Here is a 22,894-nt window from a genome sequence, read left to right as displayed (position 1 = left end):
GCTAAAAAGTTGAGTGACCGACAAATAAAAACAAGGGCTATTGCCCTTGTTTTTTTTCGGCCATCTTCAACGCCTTCTTCTCCTGACGCCGCCGACGAAAGAAGGCGCTGAGCTGCTCGCCACACTCCTCGGCCAACACGCCTGAGGTCACGGTTAACTGATGATTGAAGGCCCTGCTGCGCACCAGATCCACCACACTCCCCGCCGCGCCCGTCTTGAGATCGGCCGCGCCATACACCAAACGCGCGATCCTGGCATGCACCATGGCACCGGCGCACATGGCGCAGGGCTCTAAGGTCACGTACAGCGTGGTATCGAGCAGACGATAGTTCTCCACCGCCTGACCCGCAGCGCGAATACACTCCATCTCGGCGTGGGCACTGGCATCATGACGACAGATGCTAAGGTTAAAGCCTGTGGCAATCACTTTATCGTCTTTCACCAATAGCGCACCTACGGGAACCTCCCCCCGCGACTCGGCCTCGGCGGCCAGTGCCATGGCTTGGCGCATATAGGCTTCATCTTTTACCGCCTGCTGCTCCAGGCTGGCTTGCTCTTCAACTGCCTTACTCATCTGCTCTCTATTACTTAGGTTCACTCGGCCATTTTTCAAAGGCAATGTTTTTAAGGGTAATGTTTATGCATGGCTCTATCGGCCAGGTGAATTATGTCACTCAAATAAAAAAGGGCATATCGCTATGCCCCTTTCATCAATCATCTCAACCTATCGCGGAGTTATTCCCACTCGATGGTTGCAGGTGGCTTACCTGAGATATCGTAAACCACACGAGAGATACCGTCGATCTCATTGATGATACGGTTTGAGACTCTGCCGAGGAAATCGTATGGCAGATGTGCCCAGTGCGCCGTCATAAAGTCGATGGTTTCTACCGCACGCAGCGATACTACCCAGTCATACTTACGACCATCACCCATCACGCCTACACTGCGAACCGGCAGGAAGACGGTAAAGGCCTGGCTCACCTTGTTGTACAGGTCGGCCTTGTGCAGCTCTTCGATGAAGATAGCATCGGCGCGGCGTAGCAGGTCACAGTACTCTTTCTTCACTTCACCCAGCACACGTACTCCTAGGCCTGGGCCAGGGAATGGGTGACGGTAGAGCATGTTGTAAGGCAGGCCCAGCTCTAAACCAATCTTACGCACCTCATCCTTAAACAGCTCACGCAGCGGCTCGACCAGACCCAGCTCCATATCATCCGGCAGACCGCCGACGTTATGGTGTGACTTGATCACGTGCGCCTTACCGGTAGCACTGCCCGCCGATTCGATAACATCAGGATAGATGGTACCCTGCGCCAGCCACTTGGCGTTAACGCACTTGCGCGACTCTTCGTCGAAGATATCGACAAACACCTTGCCGATGATCTTACGCTTGGCTTCTGGGTCGGCCTCGCCTGCCAGCGCATCGAGGAAACGTGACTCGGCATCGACGTGAACGATATTCAGCCCGAAGTGATCGCCAAACATCTCGAGGACCTGGTCGGCCTCATTCAGACGCAGTAGACCGTTGTCGACAAACACACAGGTCAGCTTGCTGCCGATGGCGCGGTGTAGCAGCATGGCCACCACCGAAGAGTCGACACCACCTGACAGACCCAAGATAACCTCGTCATCACCCACCTGCTCCTTGATGCGAGCGACAGCGTCTTCGATGATAGAAGCCGGCTTCCAGTTGGCCTCACACTGACAGATATCCAGGGCGAAATGCTCCAGCATACGCTTGCCCTGACGGGTGTGGGTCACTTCTGGGTGGAACTGAACGCCGTAGAAACGCTTCTCTTCGTTAGCCATGGCCGCATAAGGACAGGTATCTGTCTTAGCGACTGTCACGAAACCTTCTGGGATCTCAGAGACCTTGTCACCATGGCTCATCCAGACATCCAGCAGCGCCTTACCGCTGTCGCTGACCGCATCTTCGATGCTCTTGAACAGCTCTGAAGCCGCCTGAACTTCAACCTGGGCATAGCCGAACTCACCTTCGCCAATGCCTTGAATCACCTTGCCGCCCAGCTGCTCTGACATGGTCTGCATGCCATAGCAGATGCCGAGTACTGGCACGCCGGCGTTAAACACATATTCAGGGGCACGAGGCGAGTTGTCGGCGGTGACGCTCTCTGGGCCACCGGCCAAGATGATACCGTTAGGCGCAAAGGCTTTGATCTGCTCTTCAGACACATCCCAGGCCCAAAGCTCACAGTAAACACCGATCTCACGGATACGGCGGGCAATTAATTGCGTGTACTGAGATCCAAAATCGAGGATAAGGATCTTATGATCATGAATGTTGCTCATGCTTTACCTTTTATCTTTCAGATTTTTCGCCAATGTCATTTAGTAAGACCTGGCTTAAGAAAAGGCAGTGTATTTTTCAATGACACTGCCTGATTTCAATAATTAAGAACCGCTGCGATAGTTAGGGGCTTCTTTGCTGATGGTCACGTCGTGAACGTGGGACTCACCCATACCCGCCGAGGTTACCTTCACAAATTCCGCCTTCTCATTAAGATCTTTAATGGTAGGACAACCTGTGAGGCCCATGCATGAACGTAGGCCGCCCATGTACTGGTGGATGATCTCCTTAAGCTTACCCTTGTAAGGTACGCGACCTTCGATACCCTCTGGTACCAGCTTGTCGGCAGCGTTATCGCTTTGGAAGTAACGGTCAGAAGAACCTTGTGTCATGGCGCCCAGAGAGCCCATGCCACGGTATGACTTGTAAGCACGGCCGTTGTATAGCTCTGTCTCACCTGGCGCCTCGTCGGTACCGGCAAACATAGAGCCCGCCATGATGCATGACGCACCGGCGGCCAGCGCCTTAGCCAGGTCACCCGAGAAGCGGATGCCGCCGTCGGCGATAACAGGAATATCTAAGTGCTTAACTGCGGCTGCAGCATCAGATACTGCAGTGATCTGCGGCACACCCACACCGGTGACGATACGAGTGGTACAGATAGAGCCAGGGCCAATACCTACCTTAACGGCGTTCACACCCGCCTCGACCAGTGCCAAGGCACCTTCGGCCGTGGCCACGTTACCGCCCACGATCTGAAGATCTGGGTATTTGGCGCGGGTGTCTCGAATACGCTGCAACACGCCTTCAGAATGGCCGTGAGATGAATCGATAAGCAGCACGTCGATACCGGCTTTTACCAGCGCATCGACACGCTCTTCGTTACCGGCACCGGCACCTACAGCCGCGCCCACACGTAAGCGACCTAACTCATCCTTACAGGCGTTAGGCTTACGCTCGGCTTTTTGGAAATCTTTAACTGTGATAAGGCCCTTGAGACGGAAGTCACCATCGACAACCAGTACCTTCTCGACGCGGTGAGCGTGCATCAACTTCTGCACTTCATCCAGCGGCGTACCTTCAGGCACTGTCACCAGACGCTCTTTAGGTGTCATCACCTTGTCGACGGTACGAGACCAGTCGGTGATGAAACGTACGTCACGACCCGTGATGATACCCACCAACTCATTGGCTTCGTCAATCACTGGGTAACCGGCAAAGCCGTTCTTCTCCGTAAGCGCTTTAAGCTGCTCAAGTGTCGTATTAGGCGTGACCGTTACAGGTTGCTGAACGATACCCGCTTCATAGATCTTTACCTGGCGAACTTGCTCGGCCTGCTGCTCTATGCTCATATTTTTATGGATGAAACCAATACCACCTTCCTGTGCCATGGCGATGGCAAGGCGCGCTTCAGTCACGGTATCCATGGCTGCAGACACGATAGGCATGTTGAGTTCGATCTTTTGGGTTAAACGAGTCTTAAGAACGGCAGTGTTAGGGAGTACGGTCGAGTGTGCAGGAACAAGCAACACATCATCAAAGGTTAGTGCTTCTTTTTTTAAACGTAGCATGGCAACATCTCCCCATGTAGGTGATATAAGAGGTAAAATATTGCGGCGGGATTATACCTTGCATATTGGGTGTGGTAAATGGAAAATAGTAAAAAAGTCGCTTTAGCAGCAAAATATCTATGAAAATGCCGAAAAATAATGTTTACACCGTATCGCGCCTCAATGGAGAAGTGCGGCAATTACTCGAAGGTGAACTGGGTAAAGTCTGGCTCGAAGCAGAAATATCCAATTTTTCGGCCCCCAGCTCAGGCCACTGGTATCTCACCCTAAAGGACAATTACGCCCAGATCCGCGCCGCCATGTTTAAGGGTCGCAATCGTGCGGTCACCTTCCGCCCGGCCAATGGCCAGCAGGTGTTGGTCAAGGGCGCCATCAGCGTCTACGAGCCCAGGGGCGACTATCAGCTGATCATAGAATCCATGCTCCCCGCCGGCGATGGTTTACTGGCGCAGCAGTATGAAGCCCTCAAGATGACGCTGGCCGCCGAGGGCCTGTTTGCCGCCGACACCAAACGCCCGCTACCAGAAAACATTCAACGCATAGGGGTGATCACCTCTGCCACCGGCGCCGCCATCAGAGACGTGCTCCATGTCTTACAAAGACGCGATCCTTCTATCGAGGTGATCATCTACCCCAGCCAGGTGCAGGGCGAACACGCCGATAAGTCGCTAATCCATGCCATCATGCAGGCCAACGACCGGATGGAGGTGGATGTGCTGCTGCTCACCCGTGGCGGCGGTTCCCTAGAAGATCTCTGGTGTTTCAACAGCGAGGCCCTGGCCCACACCATCTATAACAGCGCCCTGCCCGTGGTCTCGGCGGTGGGCCATGAGGTGGACACCACCATCAGCGACTATGTCGCCGATCTACGTGCCCCTACCCCTTCTGCCGCGGCCGAGCTACTGTCTCAGGATGCGCTCAGCAAGGCCGATAAACTCAAGATGGCCATGACACGCCTCAAGCAGGGGTGGCAGCACTATGGGCTAAAACAGGCCCAGCGTTTCAGCCAGCTACACCATAGACTAGAGCGACAAGACCCCAAGCGCCGCCTAGAGCAGTATGAGCAGAGATTCGACGAGCTGCAGCTCAGGCTCAACGCCGCATTAACCGCCAAGCTGCACAAGTTAGAGCGTCGCCAACAATCCCTGCATGCCAGATTAAATCAGGTCTCTCCCAGTCATCAGCTGGCCCTGGCATCGAGCCGCCTGAGCCACCAGAGTCAAAGGCTGCACGGCGCCATGCAGGCCAAGCTCAAGACGGCGGAAAAGTCGCTGCAATATGCCGCCCACCAGCTGGAAACCGTCAGCCCATTGGCGACCCTGAGCCGCGGCTATAGCATCACCCTAGACGCACAGGGCAAGGTGCTGCACAGCACTCAAGATGTCAGCACAGGCGATCGCCTCACCACTAAGCTGGTCGATGGCGAGGTGCAATCGACGGTAGTTTAACCCTCACATAAAAAACGCCCTTACGGGCGTTAAAATGAGTACTTAGCAAAAAATCCAAGGCCTATTTTCTCGGGCCGACCGGCACCATGATGTGCGCGTAAGGTGTGCCCTTCCACATCACGTAGGGGCCACCGGCGTAAGGGTCGGTAGGCAGACTGTCGAGCAAGGCGGGATCCGGCATGAGAATCATCAGGTGCGGCCCCTCGACAATCCACTGATTATCGGCGGTTTCGCCCTCGGCGTAGGGATCGGTATTGCTCGCGCCACCATCACCGGCCAGCATATAGGAGATCCCCACTGCCTTGGCCTGAAACGGCTTCTTATTCATCCAGGCATCGGCCCACTCCATCCAAGGCCCATCCATACACATGGGCGCCGTGCCTTGCAGACTAGGTGGGGTCGGGAAACAGGTATAGTCGACACTACCCTTTTGCAGGACATTATTGTCCCAGTCCATCACTGTAACCTTATCCCTCAGGGTCGGCGGCGCGGCATTGAGTGCATCTTCGAGTAAGGCCTGTTTATCTGCAGCCTGGGCGGCACCAGCCAAGAGAGCCAGCGTGGCGGCAAGCAGCAGGGGTTGTTGGTGTTTCATAACACTATCCTCAGGTGAGTTAAACTACCTTAATTACTGCACTCTTGAGTATAGTCGGCATCCCTATAAAGGCTCGACTTGCTTGCAATAAGTAGTCTATAAGACCAAAGGCAAGAGAGCGGGCAGGATAAAACACCGAGATAACAAAAAGGCCAGCACTAGGCTGACCTTTTTTAGTGAGACAGAGAAAGTTACTTCTTCTTGTCCTTGATATGGCTCATCATGCGCTTACGACGGCGCTCCTGGCTCACGGTGAGCTTCTTGGTGTTGAGCCCTTCGAACGGGTTGCCCCCTTCCTGGAAGCGTACCTGAATCGGCGTACCCATCACCTTGAGAGAGCGACGGTAGTAGTTCATCATGAAGCGCTTGTAGGAATCGGGCAGCTTCTTAACCTGGTTACCATGGATAACCACGATAGGCGGGTTATATCCACCGGCGTGGGCGTATTTGAGCTTAACGCGGCGACCGTTAACCAGAGGCGGCTGGTGATCATCCTGGGCCATCTGCATGATACGGGTCAGCATTGAGGTGCTCACACGGCGCGTGGCGCTCTCGTAGGCTTCCTCTACCGACTCGAAAAGGTGACCAACACCCGTGCCGTGCAGCGCCGAAATAAAGTGAATGCGGGCGAAGTCGATAAAGCCAAGACGACGGTCAAGTTCACTCTTCACGCGCTCCTTCACGTCCTGATCGATACCGTCCCACTTGTTGACCGCGATCACCAAGGCGCGACCTGCGTTCAGGGCAAAGCCCAGCAGGCCAAGATCTTGCTCGGCTATCCCCTCGCGGGCATCGACTACCAAGAGCACCACGTTGGCGTCTTCGACCGCCTTAAGGGTCTTGATCACCGAGAATTTCTCGACGGTTTCATGTACCTTGCTGCGACGACGCACGCCGGCGGTGTCGATGATCACATACTCCTGACCATCGCGCTCCAGCGGAATATAGATGCTGTCACGGGTCGTGCCTGGCTCGTCATAGACCACGACGCGCTCTTCACCCAGGATACGGTTAGTCAGGGTCGACTTACCCACGTTAGGCTTACCGATAATTGCCAGCTTGATCGGCAGATCCTGCAGACGCTGCTGCTCGGCCTCGGCCTCTTCCTCTGTGTACTGACGCTCGTCGGCTTCCTCTTCGCCTTCACCTTCACGGTTCAGCCCCATGGCCTCGGCGTAGGGGGTCAGCGCGTATTCGATCATATTGGTCACGCCGCGCCCTTGGGCGGCGGCCATCTGGTATACCTCACCCAGGCCCAGGGCCCAGAACTCGCCACAGGCAGAGTCGGCGTCGATACCATCAACCTTGTTGGCCACCACGAAGGTGGTCTTCTCGCGGCGACGCAGATGCTCGGCAATCGCCTCGTCGGCGGCCGTCAGGCCCGCGCGGGCGTCAGTGAGAAACAGTACCACATCGGCTTCTTCGATCGCCGCCAGCGACTGCTCGGCCATGCGGGTCTCGATCCCCTCTTCGGTACCGTCGATACCACCGGTATCTACCACGATAAATTCGTAACCAGACAGATGTGCACGACCATACTTACGATCCCGAGTCAGACCTGGGTAGTCAGCTACCAAGGCGTCTCTGGTGCGCGTAAGACGATTGAACAGGGTCGACTTACCTACGTTTGGTCGGCCTACCAGGGCCACAACTGGAATCATTTTTTTGCCTCTAATCTACAAATCTATCTGAATATCTTAAATAAAAAGCCCCCAGCACAAGGTCCAGGGGCTTTAAAAACTGTTAAAGCTCGCCTTAGGGAAGCGTAATTCTTGCTACCTTGCCGCCACGACTCTGGACGTAGATCTTATCATCTATTACCAGTGGCTGGCTAAATAAACCTGAACTATCCACGTCGACGCGGCCAACCAGCTTGCCAGAGGTACGATCGATGAAATGCAGATAGCCTTCGAAGTCACCCACCACCAGGTAGTCTTTGAAGACGACAGGTGAGGTCAACTCGCGGTTGGTCAGCTCGTTGTTGCTCCAGCTTTCCAGGCCATTGCGCTTATCGACCGCATAGATGCGACCATGGTCATCCACCAGGTAGAGGTTCAGACCGGCAGAAGCCAACTCGTTGAAGCTAGAATATTTACGGCTCCAGACGACACGTCCGCTGCGCAGCTCCATCGACACCAGATTACCGTTATAGCTCACCGCATAGATGTTCTCGCCCACGATAAGCGGCTTCATGTCCACGTCGGCCATACGGGTAAACTCGTTGCCGCCCTTAGGTGTATAGATAGGCTGCTCCCAGGCGGCCTGACCATTGCTTTTCACCACGACCGCAACCTTGCCATCGGCTGTGCCGACGAAGAAGCCACCGGCCTCATAGGCGGCCGAACCTGTCCCCCTCAGGGTCAGGGTAGGCAGCTTGCTCTCGTAAACCCAGAGCTTCTCGCCGTCATCGACGTTATAGGCTTCCAGGCCACCGGTACTTGTGTGAACCACGACCACATCTTCGCCCACAGTTGGCGCCGACAGCAGCTCACCACCGGCGGTCACATGCCAGACCATCTCGCCGGTTTCGGCATCGACGGCGCCCAGTAGGCCACTCTCACCACCGAAAAACACCTTATTACGGGCAGCGGTAATGCCTGAGGAGAGACGCGCGCCCTTGTTCTTAGACAAGGCGCCTTCCTTAAACCAGGAGCTGATATCCAATGACCAGACCTGCTCGCCGCTGGCTTCGTCGTAGGCGGTCACTTCGCCGTAACGATCCATGACGAACAACTTGCCGTAACGCACGGCCGGACGGATCTTAGAGTAATAATCACCGACACCACTGCCGACGGAAGCACTCCAGCTCACCTCGGGAAAGACACTCGCTTCGATCTGCGGCAGCGGACTTACCGGCTCTTCTTCAACGTCGTTGGAAGAACAGGCCGACAACAACCCCAGGCTCAAGCTGCAAGCCAGTAATGTTTTGCACCAAGACTTCATGGGCAGCTTCCTTATGCCTTGTTCAGGTTATCTAGCTTCATCTGCAAGGCTGGGCTTGAAGTCGCTCCGCCGTTGTCCAGGGCCGACTGATAGGCGCTCTTAGCCTTATCGGCTTCGCCTTGACGCACCAGGAAATCACCTTTTAATTCATCACGCTGTACGGCAAACGATGGCGTGTTAAGCTGCTCCAGGGTCGCCAACGCCGTCGCCAGCTGGCCTTGCTCGGCCTGCACGCGGGCAAGACGCAATGTTGCAACCGCCACCAAGCCTTCTTCTGGCTTGCTGATGAGGATCTGCTTCAGAGCCTGCTCGGCCTTGTCCAGCTCACCGGCTTCTACCGCGGCCTTAGCCACGATAAGTTGTAGTAGTGCCTGATAGCCCTGCTGACCGTCATGGTCTTTCGCAAAGCTCTCGGCGGCCGCCAGCATGCTAGAATCGGCTTTGACCGAGTTGCTGATGGTTTGGAAGGCTTCAGAGGCTTCTTCTGCCTGAGCCACCTTGTAATCTGAATAGTAGTTCCAGCTGTATAGACCACCCAGGCCTACCACGGCACCGATGACAATCGAGTTGCCATAGTCTTTCCAGAACTGTTTGATAGCATCGACTTGTTGTTCTTCTGTGCTATAAATTTCCACGTTTCTCTTCCTCTTTAAATCAGTTCTGCAACGTAAGCTGCTAACGAATCCTGTGCAACCAATTCTTGTTCTTTATCTTCGCGCAGATATTTAAGCGCCACCTGACCATTGGCCAGTTCGGTCTCGCCGATCACTATGGCAAGCTTGGCGCCGCTCTTATCGGCACGTTTCATCTGCTTCTTGAAGTTACCGCCGCCGCAGTGACTCATCACCTTAAGGCCGTCTACTTCACGTAACTGCTGCGCCACCTTGATGGCCGCCACACGGCAATCATCGCCCATGGCGGTGACATACACATCGACCGGACCCGATACATCGTCGGTTAGCGCCAGCGTCTCCAGCATCAATACGATGCGCTCAAGCCCCATGGCGAAACCTACCGCTGGGGTGTCTTTGCCGCCTAGCTGACCGACTAGGCCGTCGTAACGACCACCGGCCAACACTGTTCCCTGGGCACCCAGGCTGTCGGTGACCCACTCGAATACGGTGCGGTTATAGTAATCTAAACCACGCACCAGACGAGGGTTAATTTCGTATTGGATGCCAACGGCTTCAAGTAGTTCACACAAATGTGCAAAATGGCCGCGACTTTCTTCGCCGAGGTAGTCCATTAGCGCCGGGGCATCGCCCAAAAGCGCTTGAACTTCAGGGTTCTTGCTGTCGAGCACACGTAGCGGATTTGAATACATGCGGCGCTGGCTGTCTTCGTCCAGCTTTTCTTTGTGCTGCTCCAGGAAGGCAACCAGGGCGTCACGGTAGGCCGCGCGCTCCTGTGCATCCCCCAGGGTGTTCAGCTCCAGCTTCACATGCTCGCTGATACCTAGCTTTTGCCACAGGCGGTGGGACATCATCAAGACTTCGGCGTCAATATCGGCCGAGGCGATACCATAGACCTCGACACCAAACTGGTTAAATTGACGGTAGCGCCCCTTCTGTGGACGCTCGTGGCGGAACATGGGACCCATGTACCACAGACGCTGCTCCTGATTATATAGCAGGCCATGCTCGTTACCCGCACGCACGGTAGAGGCAGTGCCTTCAGGGCGCAGCGTCAGCAGATCGCCATTGCGATCGGCAAAGGTATACATCTCTTTCTCGACGATATCTGTCACTTCGCCGATGGAACGTTTGAACAGGTCGGTACTCTCTACGATAGGAGTGCGGATCTCGCTGTAACCATAGGCCGCAACGGTATCACGCAACACTGCTTCTAGTTTTTGCCATAGCGGGCTCTGGGTCGGCAGAATATCGTTCATTCCGCGAATCGCTTGAATCTGTTTTGCCACTGTATCAACTCGTCCGAAATTTAGCTGTAAAAAATAAAAAAGCGCCTCGCATTATAGGCGCATCAACAATAAACGCAAAACCGGCGCAGCGCGCCAGTGAGCTGCGCCACAAACGGGGCTAAAAGCCCCATCTTCTGCGCAGCAAGTAAAGGGTTATTCCGTGATATCGGTGGTCGGAATACGCGCGTCGACGCTGGCGACCTTGGCGCGGATCTTCGCCTCGAGCTGATCGACGATATGCTCGTTGTCGAAACGCTCCTTCTGGCGCACACCGTCGTCGTAGTAGCCGCTCTTACGGTTACCACCCGTTAGGCCAATATCCGATACCAGGGCTTCGCCCGGACCATTGACCACACAACCTATGATGGAGACATCCATAGGGGTCACCACATCTTCCAAACGACGCTCCAGCTCGTTCACTGTGGCGATCACATCGAACTCCTGACGCGAGCAAGAAGGGCAGGCGATGAAGTTGATGCCACGTGAGCGAATACGCAGAGATTTGAGGATGTCGAAACCGACCTTGATCTCCTCGACGGGATCGGCAGCCAGCGAGACACGCAGGGTGTCGCCTATGCCTTCGGCCAACAACATGCCCAGGCCAACCGCCGACTTCACGGCGCCGGCACGGGCGCCACCGGCCTCGGTGATCCCAAGGTGGAGCGGCTGTTTGATCTGCTTGGCCAGCAGGCGGTAAGACTCCACCGCAAGGAAGACGTCAGACGCCTTAACGCTTACCTTAAACTGATCGAAATTGAGTCTGTCGAGAATATCCACATGACGCATGGCCGACTCGAGCAAGGCCTGCGGCGTCGGCTCCTTGTACTTGTCCATCAGATCTTTCTCTAACGAACCGCCGTTAACACCGATACGGATCGGGATATTCTTGTCGCGGGCGCACTCCACCACGTTACGGATACGCTCTTCGTTGCCTATATTGCCCGGGTTAATACGCAGACAATCTACGCCATATTCCGCCACCTTGAGCGCGATACGGTAATCGAAATGAATGTCGGCGATCAGCGGGATCTTAGTCTGCTGCTTGATCACCTTGAACGCCTCGGCGGCATCCATGGTCGGCACAGAGACACGTACGATATCGGCGCCAACATTTTCCAGCGCGCGGATCTGAGCCACCGTGGCCTCCACATCTGTGGTGCGGGTGTTGGTCATGGATTGCACGGCTATGGGCGCGCCATCACCGATAGGCACATCGCCCACATAGATACGTGTCGAAGGGCGGCGAATGATTGGGGACTCGTTGTACATCTTAATTCACTCTTTTACTTCAAAGATTGACGGCGTTACCGACCGTCAGTCTGGCAACTCGGCCACTGGGATACTTAGCCAGATCGATTGGTTCACCATTGAGGTGCATGGTCAATGACTGCGGCGCCCCCAATATAACCTTAAACGGCGCCTGACCAAAGACATTCATCTCTTTGCCCGCCAGCTTAAGGCCATTAACGAGTACCTTGCCGTTGGCATCGGTCACCTTGATCCAGCAATCGCCGCTCAGACTCAGGGCCAACTCGGCATCGTCCACGGCCTGAGCCGTGTCATCTGTCCTGGATGACTCGAGGGCTTGAGGCGCTTGAGACTGAGAGATTTGGGGTGCTTGAGTGGCTCGCGTTAGGGGCTCGGTGGTTGCAGGCTCTGCTGCTGTTGATTCTGTAACAGTCGGTTCAGTAGCTGTCTGTTCAGAAGCTGTCTGTTCAGAAGTAACCTGGCTCAAGGACGCGCGTGGCATCTCGATACCCGTATCGGCCTGTGGATCCTGGGCGGGCATCAGGCTGGGCTCTCCAGGCAAGGTCGAAAGCTCGGCGGCTTCTTCCACCGATGGCTTGGAGAGATCCAGATCTGCCACCATGGCCGACTTTTGCACCCACCAAAGTACCAGTAAGGCCAATAAGACGAAGATGATCAAATAAGTCACCAACATCAGGCGACCATCTCTGGCCTGGCGCGTGGTCTTGCGGGAGAAGCTCTGCATGGTAGGGGCATCGACCACAGGAAAGCTTTCGGCGAGGTAGGCATCTACCCTGGCCATCTCCAGGCCTAGGATGCGGGCGTAATTCTTCACATAGCCTTTGACATAGGTTGCCGACGCTATGTTGTCATAGTTGTCCGCCTCGAGATCTTTAACAATCGATGGGCGCAGATTGAGTCGCTCGGCCACGCTGGTTAAAGTCATCTGGCGCGACTCACGCGCCGCCTTTAACCACTGGCCCAGGGTTTCACCGGTTTCCTTTGGTTTCTCAGCATCATCCTTGAGCATATCGATTTGATTATCAGTCATTAGTGCATGCTAGCTCTATACTGCTTGGCCTCATTGGAAGCGGGAAACTTGGCCAGGAGAAGAATGCCAAATTTTCTCACCGCTTCAGGGTCATTTAGGCCTTGCTCAATTTTAATTCCCAACGCCAGACTCTGAGCCGATTCGGGCACCACTCTATGGTAACGCGCCAAACCTTTCTTGGCGGCGGAGTAGTTCCCCAGATCCAATTCGATCTCAGACAGTTCTAATAGGGAGTTGGCACGACGCGGGTCATAGTTAAGTGCCATCTCGAAGTAGCGTTGTGCTTTTTGTAGATCACCCGACTTGCGGCTACAGATCCCCAGGTTTTCATAACTGGAGGCCGAACGAGTGTATTTGGGCATCTTTACCGCCCGAAGAAACATCTCTTCGGCCTGATCGTATTGTGCCTGCTGGCAGAGAAACACGCCGAAGTTATTCATGGAATCGCCGCTGGCATCGCTGGCGTTGATGGCGTTGCGATACGCCTTCTCGGTCAAAGCTAACTCGCCAACCGATTGATAGTAATAGGCTAAGGCCACGTGTACATCTTCGATGTTAGGGGCAAATTCGAGCGCCTTATCCAGATTGTACTTGGCTTGTTCGCTGTTGCCTTTTTGCAGGTAGGTCAAGCCCAGCTGCACCCGTTGACGGGCGGCGGCGACGTTGTCGAAGGTTCGCTCTTGAACGGGCACATCTGTGCCACTGTATGTTCTCTCAGTTACACATCCTGACATCAGCGTCGAAGTCAGGATGACTAACAGGGTCAATGTTGGCTTTTTGCTTAACATTCGCAAGCCTATCTAGTAGCAGATACAATAAGTTAGTTTATTGTGACTGAAATCTGACTATCTTGCATGCGTTTTTTCGCTAAACGTTTGGTTCGGTCGCGAATATCCCCGGCTAACTGGCCACAGGCCGCGTCAATATCGTCTCCGCGGGTCTTACGGACGATGACCGTCAGACCATATTCCATCAGCACCTTAGAGAATCTGTCGATACGCGAGTTCGATGAACGCCCATATGGCGACCCCGGATAAGGGTTAAAGGGGATCAGGTTGATCTTACAAGGAGTATCCTTCATCAACTTGGCCAGCTCATGGGCCTGATCTGTGCTGTCGTTGATATGATCAAGCATCACATATTCCAGGGTCACGCGGCCGCGGTTGGCATTGGACTTAGCCAGGTAACGACGGATCGCCGCCAGGAACTCCTGCAACGGATACTTCTTGTTGACCGGTACCAGCACGTCACGCAGCTCATCGTTTGGTGCGTGAATACTTACCGCCAGGGCCACATCCAGATTATCGCCTAGAATATCCAGCGCTGGCACCACGCCCGAGGTCGATACGGTCACGCGGCGCTTAGACAGGCTAAAACCGAAATCGTCCAGCATGATGTCGATAGCCGGCATGACATTTTTCAGATTCAACAGCGGCTCACCCATGCCCATCATCACCACATTAGAGATGGGACGCTCGCCGGTTTCTTTCTGGAAACCAAGAAAGTGAGACACGCGCCAGATCTGGCCGACAATCTCAGACACGGTAAGGTTTCGGTTAAAGCCCTGCTGGGCGGTAGAGCAGAAGGTACACTCAAGAGCACAACCCACCTGAGACGATACACACAGGGTGGCACGGTCATCTTCCGGGATGTAAACGGTCTCTACCTCCTGACCATTACCCACATTGATGGCAAACTTAATGGTGCCATCGGCAGACTTCTGATAGCTGGAGATCTCTGGGGCTACCACCTCACAACGCGCGGCCAATTTGGCACGTAACGCCTTGTTGATGTTAGTCATCTGTTCGAAATCACTGACGCCAAAATGGTATAGCCACTTCATCAATTGATCGGCACGAAAAGGCTTTTCACCCATCTCGGTAAATAGCGCTCTCAATCCCTTACGATCGAGATCCAATAAATTGATCTTTTTTTCACTCATTTTGACTAACCTCAACACCAAAACCTGCCACAGGGCGGCGAATTATACAGATATCAATAAATTTTAGCCAGTAAGGAAATAGACTATGCTAGAATCCCCCCAAGCTAATATTGGCTTGCTACTCGGAGTTGTTTTACCTCCCCCATGATAACCCTTATTGTTATTGTCTTTGTCGCTATCGGGATCTCTTTTCTCTGTAGTGTATTCGAAGCCGTGCTTCTGTCTGTTACACCTAGCTTTATTGCGAACCTAAAAGAAACCCATCCCGCGGCGGCCGAGCGTTTGAGCCACCAGAAGGAGAATGTGGAATCGCCACTGGTTTCTATCTTGACCCTGAACACTATTGCCCACACCGTGGGTGCCGCCGTTGCCGGTGCGCAGGCAGCAAAGGTGTTTGGCGACGAGATGCTGGGTGTCTTCTCTGGTGTGCTGACCTTTCTTATCTTGTTCTTCTCAGAGATCATTCCAAAGACACTGGGCGCAAACTACTGGCGCAGCCTGGCTCCTAGCGTGTCTCTGGTGCTGCTGTGGATGGAGCGCATCACTAAGCCGCTTATCTGGATGTCTCAGCAGGTCACTCAGAAGCTGGGTAAGGGCGACGATGGTCAATACATTCGTCAAGAGATGAGCGCTATGGCCAAGATAGGTCACGAGTCGGGCGAGCTGGACGAACAGGAATCTATGATTCTGACCCAGATGCTGTCGGTCAAGGAGATGCCGGTGACCGCCATCATGACGCCGAGAACCGTGATGTTCAGCGTGCCAGCTTCCATGACTCAGACCGAGTTTGCCAAGCTGCATAAGAAGAGCCCCTTTACCCGTATTCCGGTTTTCGATGGCGATCGCGACAATATCGTGGGTTATGTTAACCGCAATACCATCTTGTTGTCGGAACGGGACACGCCTCAGGCGCCTATTTCGGCGGTGCGTCGTAACTTGGTTATCGTGCCGGAAACGGCGAAGATCTTGCCGCTGTTCCAGCTGATGATTAAGCGCAACACCAAGATCGCCATGGTGGTGGACGAATACGGCAGTGGCCACGGTATCGTCACCCTGGAAGATATCATCGAGTCCCTGCTGGGCCTTGAAATTGTCGACAGCAACGACCCAGTCACCGACATGCAGCAACTGGCGAGACGCCTGTGGAAGCGCCGCATGACTCACAAAGGGATACGCATCTCGGATGAGGGCTCGTCAGAAGATGAGGATCTCCCCAGAGGCGAACAGCAGGCCACCAGTATCACAGAGGCCGAGCCGCTGGATAAGGTGAGCAAATAACTTAAGAAAAGTTAACTAAGGGAAGCAAATGCTTCCCTTTTTCATTTAGCCCTGCTGAGGTATACTTGCCCGCTTCACAAATGAGGCCTACATGACCAACAGATACTCCCTAAAGCTTGCACACATCAACGACACCCACTCTCACTTCGATCCTTCACGCGTCCAGTTTCTGCTCAGCCATGAGCAACAAAGTTATGAGGTCTATAGCCACAGCGGCGGCTATGGGAGAATCGGATATCAGGTGCAGCAGGCGCGCAGTCAGGCGGCCGATGCCGGGCAAGATTTTCTGTTTCTTCATGGGGGCGACAGCTTTCAGGGCACCCTCTACTTCAACCAGTTTAAGGGCGTGGCCAATGCCGACCTGCTCAATCGCCTGGCACCCGATGCCATGGTCCTCGGCAACCACGAGATAGACGCAGGCAATCAACCGGTTAAACAGTTTCTCGATACCATTAATTTTCCTCTGCTAGCAGGCAACATGGATCTCAGCCAGGAAGATCCCCTAAAGCAGGACAGGCTAGCGGGGCATCCCAAGCTGTTTAACTATGTTCCCGAGCACGGCTCGGCCAAGGTACTCTTAAAACCATTAGGCGATAGACAGCTTGCCATCATAGGCATCACCCTAGATCAGATGAAAGAGATCGCCAGGCCAGATGAAGATACTCACTTTGCCAACGCCATCGCGACCACCGCCAATACGGTAGCTAAGCTAAAGGCGCAGGGCATAGATCATATCCTGGTGCTGAGCCACTTAGGCTGGGATAAGGATAAAGAATTAGCCAAAGAAGTCCACGGCATCAGCCTGATCGTCGGTGGCCACTCTCACACGCTTCAGGGCGACTTCAGCGCCATCGGCCATAATGCGTTGCCCTATGGCTATCGCGTCGACAACACACCGATACTACATGCGGGCAAGTATGCCGAAACCCTGGGGCTGTGTGACCTCGAGTTTGACGACCAAGGCCTGGTGACCACGCTGGCCGGACACAACTACTTCATGCTCGACAAGCACCTGCTTATCGAAGGGGAGCAAGAGGTCACCGCCGCGACCTATGACGCACTCAAGCAGCAGCTCGTGACGCATCCCGGGATCTTATGGGATGACGAACTCACAGAGATCAATCAGGTGATTGCCCAGCGCTATCGCCCAGCCATCGACGCGCTAGAACATCAGGTGCTGGGATTTGTACCCAAAAACCTGATCCACACCCGTCTGCCCAGCAAGGCACTGCCCCACGGCAGCGAGATCGCCCCCTGGGTCTGTAAGAGCATCTATCATGAGACTCGCAACCTGGACATTCAGGTGGATTTTGCCCTGCACAATGCCGGCGGTGTCAGACAATCGCTCAACAAGGGCACTGTGACCATGGCGGACATTCTCGGGCGACTGCTCCCTTTCGCCCTACCCTTGGTGAAATATCGCATCCAGGGCCGTTACCTGTATCAAACCTTGGAGTCGGCCATCAACTCGGCCACCAACAACAGCATTACCGGCACGGGTGCGGGAAGCTTCCCCTATACCTACGGCCTTAAATATTGCTACGACGGCAGGCAGCCGCTGGGCGCCCGCATCCTGCAACTGGAGATCTTGACCGAAATAGCCGGTGAGATGCAGTGGCATAGCGTGATGCCAGATCGCTTGTATAGCGGCGTATCATCGGCCTACACGGCGTCGGGCAAGGAAGGATATCAGGCGCTACTTAGCGCAGAACAGCAGGAATCGATTGAGGCGCTTACCCTGCCCCAAGCCTTCATCCGCTTCATGCAGCGAGAAGAGGGGCTACACGGCGTCATGCCGCCTCATGTGTTATACACGAGTCACCTGGATGGCCATTAGCGCGAGCTATAAAAAACAGGAAACTTAAGCGCCTTGCTGGCCGGCTAAGCACGCCTAGGTTATCGCGAGGGTATGGCGAGGGTTTTGCAAGTGGCTAAATCAGGGACTTTGCCAGAGACTAAGCCAGGGACTTTGCCAGGTAGTAGGCCATAAACACCTGGCCGGCCTTTTCCTGATACCGCTTGTGTCGCAGAGCAAATCCCTCTGCCACAAACAGTGGCCGCGACAGGCTGGAGGCATCGACCCTCAGCTCATCCATCCCCTGCGAAGCCGCCCAGGATTCGAGTTGTTGCAACAACTGTCGCGCAATCCCCTGCCCCTGATATTCAGGGTGCACATAGAGGCTGTCGATATAACCCCGCGATGCATACTGGGTCTCGACATTGATGAAACCGACACAGCGGGGATCCTCCCCCGCCATGCAAGCGGTATCGACGGCCAGCCAGGCCTGTGAGCGGGTCAGGCGTTTATGCCAGTGATAACCGGAGCGCGGCGCCTGGGACCAGGCAAGTTTCTGCTCCGCACTGTAATGGGTCTCATCGATGGCGCGCACCGCCAGATGATAGACCTCACCGACCGCTTTGCTATACCCCTTACGATAGGGAATTATCTTAATCATCGCCTTGTTCTATCGATACGTGTTCTATCGGTATGAGTTTTGTCTATACGTGCTCTGTCTATTTCAGGCAGAGAAGCTCAGGCGCTCATCGCCCCTTTGCCAATCCATACAGCCACCTGTTTGCGTAAATTGCAGCTCATATTAGTCCCTATTAGGCAAAAAAATAGTGCCGATAACAAGTTATCGGCACTATTTCTTATATTCATCCGGCTGCTTAGCCACGCAAATTACTTCTTATCGATGCGACCCACAAACAAGAGTTCATCGAAAGTGCGGTTAAGTGTCTTGCTGGTAAAGTCATTCATCCACATCTGCTCTTGAACGACAACGACGTCACCTTTCTTCACCTCGGCCTGAGGTCCTGCCGCCCAGAAAGTCTTGTCGGCTTCTTTGATCTGTACATAGGTATAACCGCCACCATTCATGGTATCGACCACAGTACCTTGATGCACTACACCAGCCGCCCAGGCACTCGAGATCCCCAGGGCTAATGTGGTCGCAGCGGCTAAACGAACTAATTTAGTTATCATTGTCATTCCTTAAGTGTTTGCCTTTAACCCCTGCATTAAAACATGGCCTTAGCCATAAATCTCTACCCGGACGTCTTAAAACAGCATTCAATGAATCAGTTTTAGATCAAGCTCTCATTCCCGAATTTTATCCCTGCTTACGTGGAACTAATAAAGGCTTGAGCATCCCCTCCAGGCCATTGAGCTTCACCTCATAGATCAGCGCCAACTGCTGACCTAACTTACCTTCTGGAAAGCCTTTACTATGAAACCAGACTAAATAAGGCTCTGGCAGCTCGAGTAAGCGTAATCCGGCATATTTACCAAAGGGCATTTTTTGATTTATCGCCTCGATTAAGGCCTGTTGATCCATCTTGACTATCCTAAACGGCTATCGGGAAAAGTACGCGGCCCAGCTTACGTGACTACAGGCGTCAAACCAAGAAGCTTTGACGAAATCGTGATTACACATGCTCATTCTCCGCGCGTCGCATTGAAACATAAGGTAAATTTTCGCAGCGACAAGCCAACCGACTTCAAAGTTTTAGCCATTACAAATATAACATTTGGAAATATAAAACAAAGCAACAAGACCAAACAGAAATAAGAGTAAGATGAAAGTCTTACGCTTTTAAGGCATAGGTACGAAAAATAAGCCCCTAAAACCAACACAAAAACAGTAACGCACTGTTTTATAAAAGCTTTGAGATAACTTTTTACTCCAGAAACCCTTAGCGTCAAATATCCGCCAAACAAGTCAAAACGTCAACTTAATGACAAGCGCCATAATCAAAAAAAACGTCAATTTTCATGTAGTTGACCAACAATTAATTAACACCTAAATTGGAGTCATGCCCAAACAGGTGAGATCGCAAGATAGCAGTACATCACTTGGGAACCTAACAACAAACATCGGCAATCATTGGCAGTCGAGAGGAAATAGAATGATCATTTTAGTTGGCGGTGAAAAAGGCGGTAGCGGAAAGAGCTGTTTAGCCCAAAACATAGCGGTATTTCTCACAGTAGAATGCGGCGCGTCGGTCATCATGGTCGATTGTGATCCCCAGCGGACCACCTCGGACTGGATTCAAGCTCGTAACAACAACGGCACCCTGGCCGGCATCAACTGTGTACAGCTCTACGGCAAGATACGTAACGATCTGCTCAGCCTAGAGCAACACTATGACTATGTGCTGGTCGACTGTGGTGGCCAGGACAACCTGGCACTACGCGCCACCATGTCGGTCGCCTCTCATGTGTTGATGCCACTGCGTCCGAAGCGCAGAGACTTGAAAACGGTTAGCCACATGGATGATATCGTCGCGACCTGTATGATGATTAATCCTAAGATGCGCGCATCTTTCGTGATCACCCAATGCCCTAGCCTGCCAAACCAGGCTAACCGCATCATGGAAGCCAAAGAGGTATGTAAGACGTACGACATCAATGTACTCGACGCCATCACCTACAGCCGAAACATTTATGATGACAGTGAAGAATCGGGTCTGTCTGTCATGGAAACACAACCAAAAGGCAAGGCCGCCGAAGAGATCCGCAGCATCGCCTGTGAAATGCTACAGGCTTCCAGTGCCACAGAAATTCGCAATCGTCTCGCCGAAAAACAGATGGATAAGTTAAGGGGTAACTATGGGTCTGGCCGATCTCAAGAAAAGCTCTACGCAGTCTAGTGTCGCGAGACAAAACCGTAAGCTACTGAATATTTCGCTCGATGCCTTGATCGATGACTTCATCGACGACGCGACTCACTATGCCGCCGGGCAGCCAAGCAATGTACAGCAGATGGCCGAGGTTATCGCCTTAGAAACGGGTTTCGATGGTGATTTTTTAAATCGCCACGCATCTCAGGCGACACCTAAGGTGGTGCCCAAGGGGGCAGGGCCTTATCGCAAGGCGACCTTCACCCTGAGCGAGTCCGCTATCGCGCACCTCGCGGAATTGGCCAGCGGCTGCGATGTGGCTAAATCGAAACTGATCCGTTTTCTCATCGAGCATCATTACTCGTTATCTGAGAGCGAGCGGCAACAGAAGGAACAATCAATCATAGTCGATTAAATTAGTCGATTCACATATATCCCCAGACGCGCTGGGCACATCATCACCCAGCGTGTCGCTCCTTTCAGCCCGTCTCCCTAACCTTTCTGGCAGCGACAGATTTCATTTTCCGAACTTAGGGCTGCCAGCTTTTTTCTCCACGCCTTTTTTCTCCACGCTTTTTCTGGCCCTAAGATTGAATTTGCGGCAAGCAACACCATATCTTGCTATATCATAGGGAGATTTTTATGCTAGCCATCTTTATTCTCGCGCTGGTCAGTAGCGCCGCCATAGGTTACATACTGTTTAAGCCAAAGTATGTCAGGTATCGTCGCGCGCAGATCGCCAAGCGCCCCTTTCCCGAGAGCTGGCGCGCCATACTCAAACGCCGCATGCCCTATTTTAGCGCCCTCCCCAGCGACCTGCAGTTACAGCTCAAGCGCCACATCCAGATCTTCATTGCCGAGAAGCGCTTCGTTGGGTGTCAGGGCATAGCAATTGATGATGAGATCCGTGTCACCATCGCCGCCCAGGCTTGTCTGTTACTACTTAATCGCGACACAGACTACTACCCTAAGCTGAAACAGATACTGGTTTACCCTAGCCTGTTTATCGTCAATCAGATGCAGCAAAATGGCGACGGAACCTTCTGGGAGCGAAAAAATATTCTCTCGGGTGAATCCTGGGAGTTTGGCAAGGTCGTGCTCTCCTGGCATACCGCCAAGGAAGACGCGGCCCAGCCTTACGATGGCCATAACGTGGTGATCCACGAGTTTGCCCACCAGCTGGATCAAGAAGATGGCCACTCCAACGGTGCGCCCATCCTGGCTAATGCTAACGACTACCAGTCATGGTCGACCGTCATGACTCAGGAGTTTGAACAGCTGCGCGAAGACGCCAAGTACCATCAGCCCAGCCTGTTTAACTATTACGGCGCCACCAACGAAGCCGAGTTCTTCGCGGTGATCACCGAGACCTTCTTCGAACGCCCCCACGAGTTTTATCAGCAGCACCCGGCCCTTTATCAACAGATGAGTCAATTTTTCAAACTAGATCCGGTAAACTGGCATTAAACGGATTTAAAAGGAGAACACCATGGCCGTCAGACATCACTCGCTGACCTGGATACTTGCAGGCTGCGCCCTGCTGCTCAGCAGCATTAGCCGCGCCGAGACCCCACTAGAGGCGACTCAGACCTTAGACAAGTTACACAGTTACGCCGCCAGCGCCGATTGGGACAAGTATTTTGCCCTCTATACCGATGACGCCCATTTTATCGGTACCGATGCAACGGAAAATTGGACCATGAAGGAGTTTGCCGCCTATGCCCGTCCCACCAAGGGCTGGCACTACACCCTGGTATCCAGGCAGCTAGAACAGCACGGTGAGGTGATCGTCTTCGATGAGCATTTAAGCAGTAAGTCCTATGGCAACTGCCGCGGCACAGGCACCCTGGTCCTCACCCCTGAGGGCTGGAAGATATTGCAATACCACCTGAGTTTTCCCATCCCCAACGCCATGGCCAAGCGGATCACGGCGCAGATCAGCGCCGCGAGTCAGAAAGAGTAG

The 22,894-nt window shown here is 53.6% G+C and carries 22 protein-coding genes; 7 read left to right on the top strand and 15 right to left on the bottom strand.

Translation table 11 applies throughout. The features are described 5' to 3' along the window. Window positions 1–37: 37 nt before the first annotated feature. From tadA to guaB, 3 genes are all read right to left on the bottom strand, one after another. Window positions 38–574, bottom strand: a complete 537-nt coding sequence (gene tadA / locus L2731_RS12220; protein ID WP_249253367.1) for a tRNA adenosine(34) deaminase TadA — start codon at window positions 572–574, stop codon at window positions 38–40. A 161-nt stretch (window positions 575–735) separates the two neighbouring features. Then, window positions 736–2,313 carry a glutamine-hydrolyzing GMP synthase gene (gene guaA, locus L2731_RS12215; protein WP_041510585.1) on the bottom strand — a complete coding sequence of 526 codons (1,578 nt, stop codon included), beginning with the start codon at window positions 2,311–2,313 and terminating at the stop codon, window positions 736–738. A 102-nt stretch (window positions 2,314–2,415) separates the two neighbouring features. Further along, a complete protein-coding gene (guaB, locus tag L2731_RS12210) occupies window positions 2,416–3,882 on the bottom strand; it encodes an IMP dehydrogenase (protein WP_239850020.1) in 1,467 nt (488 codons plus the stop codon). Window positions 3,883–4,001: 119 nt separating this feature from the next. On the opposite strand from guaB, the gene xseA reads away from it, so the two are divergent. After that, a complete protein-coding gene (xseA, locus tag L2731_RS12205; RefSeq protein ID WP_249253364.1) occupies window positions 4,002–5,330 on the top strand; it encodes an exodeoxyribonuclease VII large subunit in 1,329 nt (442 codons plus the stop codon). Window positions 5,331–5,391: 61 nt separating this feature from the next. On the opposite strand, the gene L2731_RS12200 is transcribed toward xseA, so the two are convergent. The 9 genes from L2731_RS12200 to rlmN all read right to left on the bottom strand — a co-directional run bounded on the left by L2731_RS12200 (window position 5,392) and on the right by rlmN (window position 15,030). Continuing rightward, a complete protein-coding gene (locus tag L2731_RS12200; RefSeq protein ID WP_249253362.1) occupies window positions 5,392–5,925 on the bottom strand; it encodes a hypothetical protein in 534 nt (177 codons plus the stop codon). 191 nt (window positions 5,926–6,116) lie between these two features. Then, window positions 6,117–7,586, bottom strand: a complete 1,470-nt coding sequence (gene der / locus L2731_RS12195) for a ribosome biogenesis GTPase Der (protein ID WP_239850017.1) — start codon at window positions 7,584–7,586, stop codon at window positions 6,117–6,119. Window positions 7,587–7,680: 94 nt separating this feature from the next. Continuing rightward, window positions 7,681–8,868: an outer membrane protein assembly factor BamB gene (bamB, locus tag L2731_RS12190; protein WP_249253360.1), complete on the bottom strand. Its 1,188-nt coding sequence runs from the start codon at window positions 8,866–8,868 to the stop codon at window positions 7,681–7,683. Between the two features lie 11 nt (window positions 8,869–8,879). After that, window positions 8,880–9,503 carry a tetratricopeptide repeat protein gene (locus L2731_RS12185; RefSeq protein ID WP_041510545.1) on the bottom strand — a complete coding sequence of 208 codons (624 nt, stop codon included), beginning with the start codon at window positions 9,501–9,503 and terminating at the stop codon, window positions 8,880–8,882. Between the two features lie 14 nt (window positions 9,504–9,517). Next, a complete protein-coding gene (gene hisS / locus L2731_RS12180) occupies window positions 9,518–10,789 on the bottom strand; it encodes a histidine--tRNA ligase (protein ID WP_249253359.1) in 1,272 nt (423 codons plus the stop codon). 153 nt (window positions 10,790–10,942) lie between these two features. Next, entirely contained in the window at window positions 10,943–12,058 is a 1,116-nt protein-coding gene (gene ispG, locus L2731_RS12175) for a flavodoxin-dependent (E)-4-hydroxy-3-methylbut-2-enyl-diphosphate synthase (RefSeq protein ID WP_239850014.1), read from the bottom strand. Window positions 12,059–12,077: 19 nt separating this feature from the next. After that, complete coding sequence (locus L2731_RS12170) at window positions 12,078–13,088, bottom strand: RodZ domain-containing protein (protein ID WP_249253358.1); 1,011 nt, start codon at window positions 13,086–13,088, stop codon at window positions 12,078–12,080. Further along, the gene (gene pilW / locus L2731_RS12165) at window positions 13,088–13,876 is read right to left on the bottom strand and encodes a type IV pilus biogenesis/stability protein PilW (protein WP_249253357.1); all 789 of its coding nucleotides are present in this window, start codon (window positions 13,874–13,876) and stop codon (window positions 13,088–13,090) included. The genes L2731_RS12170 and pilW overlap by 1 nt, the downstream gene beginning before the upstream one ends. Window positions 13,877–13,908: 32 nt before the next feature. Continuing rightward, the gene (gene rlmN / locus L2731_RS12160; protein WP_239850011.1) at window positions 13,909–15,030 is read right to left on the bottom strand and encodes a dual-specificity RNA methyltransferase RlmN; all 1,122 of its coding nucleotides are present in this window, start codon (window positions 15,028–15,030) and stop codon (window positions 13,909–13,911) included. Window positions 15,031–15,174: 144 nt separating this feature from the next. Here rlmN and L2731_RS12155 point away from each other — a divergent pair, with 144 nt between their 5' ends. Together L2731_RS12155 and L2731_RS12150 are read left to right on the top strand one after the other, a co-directional pair. Next, window positions 15,175–16,308: a CNNM domain-containing protein gene (locus tag L2731_RS12155; protein WP_249253356.1), complete on the top strand. Its 1,134-nt coding sequence runs from the start codon at window positions 15,175–15,177 to the stop codon at window positions 16,306–16,308. A gap of 91 nt (window positions 16,309–16,399) precedes the next feature. After that, window positions 16,400–18,145, top strand: a complete 1,746-nt coding sequence (locus L2731_RS12150; protein ID WP_249253355.1) for a bifunctional metallophosphatase/5'-nucleotidase — start codon at window positions 16,400–16,402, stop codon at window positions 18,143–18,145. 118 nt (window positions 18,146–18,263) lie between these two features. On the opposite strand, the gene L2731_RS12145 is transcribed toward L2731_RS12150, so the two are convergent. The 3 genes from L2731_RS12145 to L2731_RS12135 form a co-directional block, all read right to left on the bottom strand. Then, window positions 18,264–18,764: a GNAT family N-acetyltransferase gene (locus L2731_RS12145; protein WP_249253354.1), complete on the bottom strand. Its 501-nt coding sequence runs from the start codon at window positions 18,762–18,764 to the stop codon at window positions 18,264–18,266. Between the two features lie 227 nt (window positions 18,765–18,991). Continuing rightward, on the bottom strand, window positions 18,992–19,294 hold the full coding sequence (locus L2731_RS12140) for an NrfJ (protein ID WP_249253353.1): 303 nt from the start codon (window positions 19,292–19,294) through the stop codon (window positions 18,992–18,994). Window positions 19,295–19,421: 127 nt separating this feature from the next. After that, a complete protein-coding gene (locus L2731_RS12135) occupies window positions 19,422–19,646 on the bottom strand; it encodes a DUF3820 family protein (RefSeq protein ID WP_041510537.1) in 225 nt (74 codons plus the stop codon). 571 nt (window positions 19,647–20,217) lie between these two features. Here L2731_RS12135 and L2731_RS12130 point away from each other — a divergent pair. From L2731_RS12130 to L2731_RS12115, 4 genes are all read left to right on the top strand, one after another. Next, a complete protein-coding gene (locus L2731_RS12130; RefSeq protein WP_041510536.1) occupies window positions 20,218–20,961 on the top strand; it encodes an AAA family ATPase in 744 nt (247 codons plus the stop codon). Next, a complete protein-coding gene (locus tag L2731_RS12125) occupies window positions 20,921–21,346 on the top strand; it encodes a CopG family transcriptional regulator (protein WP_249253351.1) in 426 nt (141 codons plus the stop codon). The genes L2731_RS12130 and L2731_RS12125 overlap by 41 nt, the downstream gene beginning before the upstream one ends. A gap of 227 nt (window positions 21,347–21,573) precedes the next feature. Then, window positions 21,574–22,398 (top strand): M90 family metallopeptidase, encoded by an 825-nt coding sequence (locus L2731_RS12120; RefSeq protein WP_249253349.1) that lies wholly within the window; start codon window positions 21,574–21,576, stop codon window positions 22,396–22,398. Window positions 22,399–22,420: 22 nt separating this feature from the next. Then, entirely contained in the window at window positions 22,421–22,894 is a 474-nt protein-coding gene (locus L2731_RS12115) for a nuclear transport factor 2 family protein (protein ID WP_249253347.1), read from the top strand.

The organism is Shewanella aquimarina, from assembly GCF_023349185.1.
In the GTDB taxonomy this organism is placed as follows: Bacteria; Pseudomonadota; Gammaproteobacteria; order Enterobacterales; family Shewanellaceae; genus Shewanella; species Shewanella aquimarina.
The sequence above is the reverse complement of the archived record's forward strand: the minus strand, read 5'-3'. Positions and strand labels throughout refer to the sequence as shown.